This is a genomic window from Hoeflea sp. AS60, from assembly GCF_038900115.1.
In the GTDB taxonomy this organism is placed as follows: Bacteria; Pseudomonadota; Alphaproteobacteria; order Rhizobiales; family Rhizobiaceae; genus Hoeflea.
In genome coordinates, this window is sequence record NZ_JBBMQP010000002.1 from 1819379 (window position 1) to 1830066 (window position 10688).

The following is a 10688-nucleotide window of genomic DNA, read 5'->3' on the forward strand; positions in this document are numbered from 1 at the left end:
GATGACCGAAACTGAGGTAAAACATTGTTTCCTCGTCGACGATGATCCGGACCTGCGCCGCGTGCTTCGGCATTCGCTGTCCCGCGCAGGCTTCAATGTGCTCGAATGCTCGAGCCTGAACGAAGTCAAAGAGGCTCTCGATCACACCTGCCCGCACCTGATCGTGCTCGACGTCGGACTTTTGCATTCCGACGGCGGCCATGTGCTGAACCTCCTGGCGGAGCGTCGCTGCAATGGCTGGGTTCAACTCATCAGCGGACGAAGCGAGCAGGAACTCGAAACCCTGGAGCTGTCGGGTGAGGACCTGGGTATCAGAATGCTGCCTCCGATGACCAAGCCGTTTCAGGCAGGAGCGGTTCGCAACATGGCCGAGATGGTATTTTCCCGAATCGAGGGTGTGACTTCATGACAGCAACACCCGCCCTTGACACCCTGCCAATCGAGCCCGCGGTTCACCGATCGAAAGCGGCGCGATCAAGGTTGATAAATGCGCTCTGTCATGATTGCAGGACACCACTTGCAGTGATCGCAGAGCTTGCAAATCTCCTGCGTGAGGATTTCAACTCCGAGGACCCCACGGAAACCATCGACTTCCTGCGCCTGATTTCGAAGCGCGTCGTCGAGATAGAAGGCTATATTGCGGATTACCACGAGCTCAATCGGATTTCGATGCAGCCGTCTGATGCAAACCCGCGTCAGCTTGCCATTGCGGATGTTCTCGACCAGCTCGAACCCGTATTGCAGGCTATCGTCAGCCAGCGGGACAACGCGCTCACTTTGCATTGTGATCCTGAAACCCCGATCACAAGATGCAGCCACTCAGCCCTGAAGCGCGCCATCACCGCAATCGTTACAGAACTGTCAAACACAGCCACCTGTCCAGTCCAGATCTTCGTGATTGGGGCACCGGCCAATGAGGGCCGAGGCATCCACTTGGCAATGGTGAGATCAGATCTACCAGTGAGGACGGAAAAAATATTGGCCACTGTCACCGACCCGGCGAGCCAGGTGGCGTTGGAGAATTCAGACGCCGCTTTCAAAGTTTTGGTGGCCGACGCTCTGATCGGCCACGCTGGAGGGCATATCAATTGCACCCGTCACATGAAAGGCGGTGCTTTCACCATGTTTTTGCCAGCAGTGTCAGACACGGCGGCTGATCAGCAGGACCAAGGCCGGAAAGATCAGTTTCTTGAAGAAGTGAGCCCAGTGCGGGGGGATAACCTATGAATCCAAGTCAACATAACGAGGCAGAGCCGGATTTTGCGGAGCCCACCAAAGGCCCGCCAAAGATACTGATTGCCGATGATGATCCCGGCGTCGTGCGCGTGCTGTCTGCCCGCTGCAAAAGAATGGGGGCAGAGGTCATTACGGCCAGCAATGGATTGCTGGCCATCCTGAAAGCAAAGCAGGATTTCCCGGACTTCGTGATCGTCGATATCAACATGCCAGAGATTGACGGTTTCAACGTCTGCGACTGGTTGCTGGATCCAGGTCGACCGAGGCTCAATGTCATCGTGCTGACCGGAAACCAAGATCAGGAGACCCTGGAGCGCTGTGATGCCTTGGGAACCTACCATGTTCTCAAGTCCTCGCAGGCATGGGAGACCATCGGCTCGATCCTGAGCCGGGAATTGGGCATCAAGGCGCCCGAATATGACACGCGTGCACAGCAAATTGAAAAGTCGCTTGAAAAAAAGACCACCGGGGTGCCTTCCGATGGGCCGCGCATCCTGCTGGTCGAAGACGACAAGGATATGCTTCGATTCCTCGAGCCGCGGCTACGCAAACTCGGCGCGACCGTATTCACGGCGGAAAACGCCGTAGACGGCTACAGGATGGCAAGTCGAGAGCTACCCAATGTCATCATTTCCGACTATCTGATGCCCGAAGGTGGGGGGCACTATATGTTGTGGCGGCTGCGCGCAAACAAACGGACCGCCGGCATCCCCGTCCTCGTCGTTACCGGTGATACAAGCGTTGGCAAGAAAACGACCCTGAGAGACGACGACCTGTTTGGTTTTGGCGGACCGACTAAAATATTCTACAAACCCCTGTTCATGGACGACCTGATCGAAGAGGTCAAAAAGCATCTGTCTGCACACAGCGGCATGGCCAAAACGGCGGCGTCATGACCGAACCAGCGGCTGCTTCGCATGTTGGCCGCAGCAAGCCGTTTATCCGCCCCTACTTAGGGCGTTTGGCCCGAATAAGACAATCGCTTCCCGTAGCGGGATGGGGTTCCATTCCGGTTCGCTCGCTGCTCGTCTTTGTCCCGCTTGCGGCAATCACCGCAGGTTTTTTCGGGCTTGTCTCTGTGAAAGACCAGGAAGCTCAGCGCCTGATCACAGACAAGGTGCAGGAGCAGATCGCAGAGATCATTGTCGTCAATTTCAACTCCGGTATCTCTTCGGGCATATCTGACATCCGGTTTCTGGCGCGCGAGCAAATGCTGCAGGATTGGCTGGCGGACACAAGCCTTGAAAACAGGTCCAGCCTATCGGAGCAATATGTTTCGTTCTTGAGCCACAAGCCGGAATACGATTCAATTCGTCTCATAGACAAGGTTGGCGATGAACTGGTCCGCATCGACAGGCATCCTGATGGATCGGTGCGAGCGTTTCCGCCAGACGAACTGCAGTCAAAAACGAAGCGATATTACTTCCGCGATTCCATCGGATTGCCCGCAGGCACAGCTTATGTCTCGCCCCTTGATCTCAACGTCGAAAACGGCAGGATCGAGCAGCCGATAAGGCCGATGCTCAGGTTTGCGGCTCCTGTCCATGACATTGAAGGCCAGACCAGAGGCATAGTCGCCGTAAATAGGCCAGCCCAGTCCAAACTCGACGAAATGAGCCAAGAAGCCGCTCTGCGCAACAGCGAGATCTGGCTTGTTGATGAGAACGGGTATTGGCTCAAGGGACCAGATCCTGCAACCGAGTGGGGTTTCATGTATCCCGAACGCGAGGCCGTCGGGTTTGCCACATCCTTTCCCGAGGCTTGGAAGCGGGCGGTCTCTGACACCTCGGATATTGGACAGTTCACAACCGCCGCCGGTCATTTCACTTTTGCGTCTACAAATCGGTTGAACCGCCAAACGGGTGATCAGGTCGGGTTATCGAACAATGTGATTTCACCCAACTGGTATGTTGTCGCCCATCTATCGCCTGAACGGTATTCAGAGATTATTGATGGGAACGGGCTTCGCCTGCGCAAATTCCAGGCCGCAATCTATCTCGCGCTTTTGGTCATCGCGATAGGGACTGGCTATCACTGGCATCGTCGCGTTCATGACGAAGACATGGTGCTCGACCTCAACCGACGACTTGATCTCGACAATCAGAGCCTGGCGGCTGTCAATTCGGAACTGGAAGCGTTCTCCTACTCGGTATCGCACGACCTTCGAACTCCGTTGAGATCGATTGACGGATTCTCTCTGGCTTTGCTGGATGACTACGGTGAGCGTCTCGACGAGACCGGTCGCAACTATCTCGACCGCGTACGCAAGGCGGCCCAACGCATGGGGCAGTTGATTGATGATCTGCTGGCGTTGTCGCGTGTAAGCCGCAGCACCATCAAGGCAAGCCACATCAATCTGAGCACGGAAGTACGGGATGTAGCAGACGGTATTCAGGCTCAGGAACCCGACAGACAAGTCGCTTGGACAATCCCTGACGATATCAGAGGTTACGGTGATCCCCGTCTGGTCCGGATCCTGGTCGAGAATCTGCTTGGTAATGCCTGGAAATTCACCTCTGGCAAGGCAGATGCACACATTGCCTTCGGTCAGGACAGGACCATCGCGGGGAAGCCTTTCTTTATCAGGGACAATGGTGCCGGTTTCGACATGGCTTACGCAGACATGTTGTTTAATGCATTCCATCGCCTGCACCCGGAGGAGGAGTTCTCCGGCACCGGGATAGGCCTGGCCACCACACAGCGCATCATCAACAGACATGGCGGACGAATATGGGCTGAAGCCGCGCCGGACAAGGGCGCGACCTTTTACTTCACACTCGGAAAGGAACGATCATGACATCCAAGCCGATACTTCTGGTCGAAGACAACCCTGATGACGAAGCGCTTACAATCAGGGCGTTTCGCAAGAATAATATTCTCAACGAGATCATTGTCGCGCGCGATGGTGCCGAAGCGCTCGACCTGCTGTTCGGAACAGGTCCTTACAAGAACAAGGGTCCGCTGGTACCACAAGTCGTTCTTCTGGATCTCAATCTGCCAAAAATCAGTGGGCTGGAGGTGTTGCGTCGCATTCGCGCCGACGTGGTCAGGTGCATGCTTCCGGTCGTCGTGCTGACGTCGTCAAAGGAACAGCAGGATATCGCGACTGGCTACAAGATCGGGTGCAACAGCTATGTCAGAAAGCCTGTAAACTTTGAGCAATTCGTGGAGGCGGCACGTCAGCTCGGGATCTATTGGCTGGTCTTGAACCAGTGCCCGGACTTGCCTCAGGAGACGGCAAAGGCATGAGCGGCCCGGAAGAAGAAACCCGAATACTGATCATCGAGGACAACGCCGACGACGCCGAATTATTGCTGCGTGCACTCAAGCAAGGTGGCCAAGCTGCCAAGGTGGAAATAGCCACCGACTTTGCGTCGGCTGCAGATGTGCTGCCAAACCACGCATGGGACATTGTTCTTTCGGACTACAATCTGCCCAGAACACATTTCTCCGACATTCTGGATCTGGTCAAGACGAAGGATCCTGACCTGCCGGTTATCGTGGTATCGGGTGCCGTGGGAGAGGAAGTTGCGGTTTCGCTCATGCGCGACGGCGCCAGCGACCTTATCCTGAAACACAATCTGTCCCGGCTGGTGCCGGCTATCCGCCGTGAGCTCAAGGCAGCTGAACAAAAAAGGGCGCGCAGGGAAAGCGACATCAGGTTCCGCGATATGGTTGTTTCTACGGCGGACTGGGTCTGGGAAACAGACCGTGACCACCGGCTTAGCCTTGATATCGCGGGACGGGATCAGGCAGAATGGGCAGCCCCGCTGCGCAGTTTGAAAAGAACCCATTGCGAAGCTGTTCAGGCCGATCCTGAACATGACCAAAATTGGCGCGAACACCTGCGTACAATGGACAGCCACAAGCCGTTTCACGATTTCCGCTTCGGTTTCCAGTCACCGAACGGACAGGAATATCATGTGTCAATGAACGGGATTCCCGTCTTTGACAGGGATGGCGAATTTGCGGGTTATCGCGGCACCGCAACCGACGAAACCTTGATTGTCGAGACCTATCTGCGAGCCGAAGTTGCAGAGGCGCAGCTTCGCGAAGCTATCGAAGCGTTGGCTCAGGGCTTTGTAATCGTTGACGCTTCAGACCAGATCATTGGTGTGAACGACGCTTATCGCAAGCTATACCCCGAACTTTCCATTCTCTTGCGAACCGGTAACTCCTGGTCATCTGTGATTCAGAAGATGACCGAACTCGATCTCGTGCAAGGCAGAACTCCCTGCCCGGCCACCGACGCTGCAAAGCCCGTGGATTCTGTGTGGCAACTTGCAAGCGGAAAGCAGGTCCTGGTTTCCGAAGGCTCAATGCTTGGGGGCGGTTGGACCCAGCTTCAAACGGACATCACCACCTTTGCTGAGGCTTGGAAGACCCTCTGAACCTATTCAGGCGTGCGCGCCCACATGCAATCGTGAACTGCATGAGACCATCCTAATATTGAATTGCCTTCAAAACCGAAGTAGTGTTGAATCTTGTTATGATAGCAGCCGAATTTATATACCAAGAGAAGTCCGGAGAAAATCGTTTCACATAAGCATAAGATATTGAACTTGCTGGGAGACAAGGGAAACGTGGCAAAGAGAGCCTGCTCAATTGATGTGAGAAAACGGCTCTATGCGGATAACCTGCCATGAGCCTTATGCTCCGACTTGTGATTACAATGTCCGCTTTGGCGATTCTAACCGCAGCCGCGACCGGGATACTTATTTACAAGCGTAGTGTGAACACGATCACTCCAATCGCATTCCAGAACCTCGAAGCTCAAGCGGGAGTGCTTGCCGATAGCCTCGACGATTATGTGGGCAATGCGCAGGAAGACGTGTTTGCCTTGAGCCATATGCAAGTTGTTTCAAACATAGCCGAGTTAAACAGAACCGGCGGTGTGGTCGGCGGGAAAGACATCAATGCCTTGCGTCAGCAACTCTCTGCTGACTTTTTGGCAATCGGAAGAGCCAAGCAAAGATACGCGCAGATCCGGCTCATCGGAGCCAATGACGATGGACGAGAACTCGTTCGCGTTAATCGGCAAGGGCTGGATGGTTCGCTGGAGGTTGTTCCCGATGAGAAGCTCCAGAGCAAGGCGGGTCGAGACTATTTCAGCGCAGTTATGGCACTTCCAAATGATGCCATCTACGTATCGGACCTGAACTATAATCGCGAATATGGGACTTTGGAAAAGCCTTACATTCCCACCTTGCGTATCGCCACGCCGCTACCCTTCGCAACTGGATCCTCACCGGGGATGATAATCATCAATCTGGACATGCGTCAGGTGCTTGAGCAATTGCCGAAGAAAGCGCCTCGGGATAGCTCGATCTACCTGATTGACCGTGAGGGTAAATACCTGATCAGCCCGGAGCCGGGCAAAGCCTTTGACTTTGAATTCGGCGATCCATCCCTTTTTCAAAACGATTGGCCTTCACTGCGTGGAGTGGAAAGCTCGGAGAAACCGGCAACTGGCCTGACCACAGCACAGGATGGCACGCCATTGGCGTATGCGGCGTGGCCCACTCGCCTTGCCGGAGAGCTGCCGGTAACGCTTATCCAGATGATACCGCTGTCAACCTTGCTCGGCGCGAAGTCCACGATAGCCAAATCAAGTATGATCACCGGTTTTCTGGCCACGTTGTTCGCCATTGTCGCAGCTGTCGGTATTGCTGCCTCGCTCACCCGTCCGCTGCGCGCGATTGTTGGCGCTATTGGTGACGCAGGTGCGGGGCGACCGGTGCACCTTCCAGACTCTGCAGATGGCGAGGCAGGCGCAATTGCTCGGGCTTTCGGGCGCTATCTGGAGAAGGAAGCTCTCCTCGGAGCTATCGTCAACTCCTCTGTCGATGCAATGGTGAGCGTCGACCTCAATGGTGCTATCAACTCCTGGAATCCGGCTGCTGAAAAGCTCTACGGGTATACCGCAACCGAAGCGATCGGCATGCAGATAGATAGTCTGGTTCCGGAAGATCGCCGCGAGGAATTGGTTGAAGGCATGCGCCGCGTGGCCAAAGGAGAAAAAATCTCCGAATTCGAAACCGTAAAGATCGACAAGAGTGGGATCGCGCATGACGTGTCGCTGACCATGGCGCCGATCAGGGATGCTGCCGGACTGGTTGTTGGAGTGTCGCGCATTGGACGCGACATTACCCAGAAACTGACGGATGAAAAACGCCTCCGGCGGCTCCAGGCGGAAGCAGCGCATGCGTCCAGGATCAATGCGGCTGGTCAGATGGCTGGCGCTTTGGCCCATGAACTCAACCAGCCCCTAACGGCGATGGTCAATTATGCCCGCTCTGCCCGACGTGTTCTGGCAAAACGCGACTTTCCCGCCGACGATGATGTTATTAAATACATAGACAAGGCCGCCGATCAGGGGCAACGCGCCGGCGGCATCATTCGTCGTCTTCGCAAGTTCATTGGCAACAGGGAGCAGAAGGTCGAACGTGCGGATATCAATCAGGTCATCGAAGAAGGACTGGAAGCGGCTCTTCTGGAAAAACCGAAACAGCCGATAGAGATAAAGCGCAATTACGCCGAACAGCTTTCTACAATACCGATAGACCGGATTCAGATTCAACAGGTGGTAGCAAACCTCTTGCGCAATGCGGTCGAGGCTATGGAAAAAAGCTCGACCCGTACCCTGACAGTTGAAACCGCAGATGCTGGAGACTTCGTTGCAGTGATCATCGGCGATACCGGTCCAGGTCTCAGCGACGATGCCTGGACCCACCTCTTTGAAGCGTTCTCCACGACCAAGGAAGATGGCATGGGAATAGGGCTGACCATCTCCCGGTCAATTGTAGAGACCCATGGCGGCAAGATGGAAGTTCACAGCGACCTCGGCGGTGCCACGTTCCGCTTTACATTACCAAAGCAGCAGGCCTGATGATGCCCATTATTGACACTACCGTCTACATTATCGACGACGATTTCAGCGTCTTGGACTCTCTGACAATACTTCTTGAAACCGAAGGCTACCACGTCATGTCCTTTCGTTCCGCACGCGCCTTTCTCGAGGCAGCCAAACCGGAGGCAGGATGTCTCGTCCTTGACCTGAAAATGCCGGAGATGACCGGGTTGGAGCTGCAGGAGCGGTTGAAGGCTGAAACCACAGTTCTTCCGATCGTCATCATAACCGCCTATGGCGAAGTCAGGTCGGCCGTTGAAGCCATGAAACTGGGAGCTTTCGATTTCATCGAAAAGCCATTTGATGACAAGTTGTTGCTCGATACGGTCGCAAATGCCCTGCAACATGGTCGTGTTCAACGCGAGAAACGGATGGCACGTCAACTGGCTGAGGAAAGGCTGACGTCTCTCTCGGCCCGAGAAATGGAGGTGCTGGACATGGTTGCATCGGGATGTTCAAGCAAGTTGATCGGCGACAAACTTGGCATCTCTCGCCGAACCGTTGAAATTCACCGTGCCAACATCGTCCGCAAAGCAGGCACACGAACTTTGGCAGAATTGTTGATGTTGGCCCGTGAGGCCGGCCTTGGGTTGGACGTTAAGTAGTTATACGCATTGCGGTGCCATGCATTCTGGCTGAAAATTGGCGATGACTAACAATCATGCAGACTTTCAGCGGGGCGTGCTGTCGGGCTCGGTAATCTACATTGTCGACGACGATGCGCCGGTGCTTGAGTCCTTGGAGGTCGTGCTGACCCTTGCCGGCGCAAAGGTGCATACGTCCTTGTCCGCGAGAGACTTTGCAGAGCAGCTATTTGACGAGCCCAATGCTGTCCTCATTCTCGACGTTCATTTGCACGACGGAAACGGCGTGGAGCTTCTTGCGATGCTTCGCGCGAAGGGCATCCGTCATCCCGCCATCGTGATGTCAGGCCGATTGGAACTGGTAAAAACCCCGCCTGGCGATCTGCTGGATCCCATCATATGGTTGGAAAAACCAATTGATGGTGATGAACTGGCCGATCTGATCGCGGGTATGACTTCCGGCCGCGACTTACCATTGCCATGATGTTGATTTCCACCGAGATTTGACGCGGTATTTCCACCAAGATCTGACACGCCTTGCAGTTAGGTTTCGGACCTGGTTTTGCGGTCACATTCCTACTTTTCTCGTTTGTTAATTTGGGGGTGTCGCAAGTATTTTCCTCGGCCGCAATTACCCCGTGGTTTGCTCCGTTTTCATACTTTGTTAACCTTCTGAAGTCCGAAGAGGCGCGCCGGCAGATCATTCTGGTCGTTGACGGTCCAGCCGCCGGATAAGCCGAATCCCTTCCTCAACCACAGCATCGCCTCATAGCCAGCGATAGTTTGTCGCGCTGAATTGAATGATCCAAAGCCGCCAACTTTCGGCATATCTACAGCTGGAGCCGCCCTTAGGTCCGCTTCTGGGTTGAGGCAGAGTCCACCGGAACGGCCGAGATAGAGGCGAATTCCCGCCCGGCTCGTTTGGGGCCGGGAGGGGAATGACCGCTTGTGGGGTTGAGACGTGTAATAGCGGACATTCATTTGTGCCATCTACACCGAAGGTTCGTGCCCCTTTATCAATCCTGTCGGCAGAAACGGCAAATGGCGGTGAAAGAGAGCAAATTTCGGTCGCCTGAGGCTACCGCTTATTAGATCGGCCTTCTGCCGCAGCAACCGATCAGTGTTCTGTTAGATCCGCACTACCAATGAGATTGGTGGTCACAAACGGTAGGAATGATATCCGTCGCCAATGTCAGTCGCGGATAGGAATGGTTGCTTCAAAGGCCGGAGCGCGCTGGTCGATATCTCGATCTGGAAGCAGATGCGAGCTACGAGAAGACCAGGGAAGCTGGCGGCACCGACGAAGAAACAGCCCGTCTCGGACTAGGCCTCAAGTTGCGCAGATGAGGGCCGGCCTTTTCAGGTCGGCGCCTCATCTTGCTATCGGTTGATGGTGGTCAGGCTTTTGCAATCAGGCTTTTCAGCTCTTCCGCCACCAGCGGTTTGATGTCCTCGCGTTCAAGCGCGAATGCGACATTGGCCAGGATAAATCCGGCCTTGGATCCGCAGTCGTAGGTGTCACCAGCGAAAGCATAGGCCGAGAAAGGTTGATCGTCCGCCAGCTTCAGCATTGCGTCGGTCACCTGGATCTCGTTGCCCGCTCCACGTTCCTGCTTCGACAGGATATCGAAGATCTCCGGCTGCAGGATGTAGCGGCCGTTGATATAGAAGTTTGATGGCGCGGTCCCCTCGGCAGGTTTTTCAACCATCTGCGTGATGCGGAAGCCGCCGTCCAGTTCCTCGCCCTTGCCAACGATGCCGTATTTGTGAGCCAGCGCCGGATCACATTCCGCCACTGCGACAATATTGCCGCCAACTTTCTTGTAAAGCTCAACCATGCCGGAAAGGCATCCGACACTGTGGCGCATGACCATGTCGGGAAGCAGCAAGGCAAAAGGCTCGTCGCCGATAATATCGCGGGCACACCAAACGGCATGACCAAGACCAAGTGGCGCCTG

The 10688-nt window shown here is 54.9% G+C and carries 11 protein-coding genes and 1 pseudogene; 10 read left to right on the plus strand and 2 right to left on the minus strand.

The annotated features are described in order from the left end of the window. The first annotated feature begins 1 nt into the window (after position 1). The 9 genes from WNZ14_RS19090 to WNZ14_RS19130 all read left to right on the plus strand — a co-directional run bounded on the left by WNZ14_RS19090 (position 2) and on the right by WNZ14_RS19130 (position 9214). On the plus strand, positions 2–409 hold the full coding sequence (locus tag WNZ14_RS19090; RefSeq protein WP_342870195.1) for a response regulator: 408 nt from the start codon (positions 2–4) through the stop codon (positions 407–409). Then, positions 406–1227, plus strand: coding sequence for a histidine kinase dimerization/phospho-acceptor domain-containing protein (locus tag WNZ14_RS19095; protein ID WP_342870196.1), 822 nt, complete (start codon positions 406–408; stop codon positions 1225–1227). Before WNZ14_RS19090 ends, WNZ14_RS19095 begins: the two co-directional genes overlap by 4 nt. Further along, positions 1224–2132, plus strand: a complete 909-nt coding sequence (locus WNZ14_RS19100; protein WP_342870197.1) for a response regulator — start codon at positions 1224–1226, stop codon at positions 2130–2132. Before WNZ14_RS19095 ends, WNZ14_RS19100 begins: the two co-directional genes overlap by 4 nt. Beyond that, positions 2129–4033 (plus strand): ATP-binding protein, encoded by a 1905-nt coding sequence (locus WNZ14_RS19105; RefSeq protein ID WP_342870198.1) that lies wholly within the window; start codon positions 2129–2131, stop codon positions 4031–4033. Before WNZ14_RS19100 ends, WNZ14_RS19105 begins: the two co-directional genes overlap by 4 nt. After that, complete coding sequence (locus WNZ14_RS19110) at positions 4030–4485, plus strand: response regulator (protein ID WP_342870199.1); 456 nt, start codon at positions 4030–4032, stop codon at positions 4483–4485. Before WNZ14_RS19105 ends, WNZ14_RS19110 begins: the two co-directional genes overlap by 4 nt. Further along, on the plus strand, positions 4482–5627 hold the full coding sequence (locus tag WNZ14_RS19115) for a response regulator (RefSeq protein WP_342870200.1): 1146 nt from the start codon (positions 4482–4484) through the stop codon (positions 5625–5627). The genes WNZ14_RS19110 and WNZ14_RS19115 overlap by 4 nt, the downstream gene beginning before the upstream one ends. A gap of 251 nt (positions 5628–5878) precedes the next feature. After that, positions 5879–8125: a PAS domain S-box protein gene (locus tag WNZ14_RS19120; RefSeq protein WP_342870201.1), complete on the plus strand. Its 2247-nt coding sequence runs from the start codon at positions 5879–5881 to the stop codon at positions 8123–8125. Then, the gene (locus WNZ14_RS19125) at positions 8125–8751 is read left to right on the plus strand and encodes a response regulator (RefSeq protein WP_342870202.1); all 627 of its coding nucleotides are present in this window, start codon (positions 8125–8127) and stop codon (positions 8749–8751) included. Before WNZ14_RS19120 ends, WNZ14_RS19125 begins: the two co-directional genes overlap by 1 nt. Positions 8752–8794: 43 nt before the next feature. Continuing rightward, entirely contained in the window at positions 8795–9214 is a 420-nt protein-coding gene (locus WNZ14_RS19130) for a response regulator (RefSeq protein WP_342870203.1), read from the plus strand. 170 nt (positions 9215–9384) lie between these two features. Here WNZ14_RS19130 and WNZ14_RS19135 read toward each other — a convergent pair. Beyond that, a pseudogene (locus WNZ14_RS19135) lies at positions 9385–9561 on the minus strand (IS6 family transposase); the annotation flags it as partial. A 381-nt stretch (positions 9562–9942) separates the two neighbouring features. Here WNZ14_RS19135 and WNZ14_RS19140 point away from each other — a divergent pair. Then, positions 9943–10077: a hypothetical protein gene (locus WNZ14_RS19140; protein WP_342870204.1), complete on the plus strand. Its 135-nt coding sequence runs from the start codon at positions 9943–9945 to the stop codon at positions 10075–10077. Between the two features lie 50 nt (positions 10078–10127). On the opposite strand, the gene WNZ14_RS19145 is transcribed toward WNZ14_RS19140, so the two are convergent. Beyond that, on the minus strand, positions 10128–10688 hold a 561-nt coding region (locus WNZ14_RS19145), incomplete at its 5' end, for a UTP--glucose-1-phosphate uridylyltransferase (RefSeq protein ID WP_342870205.1).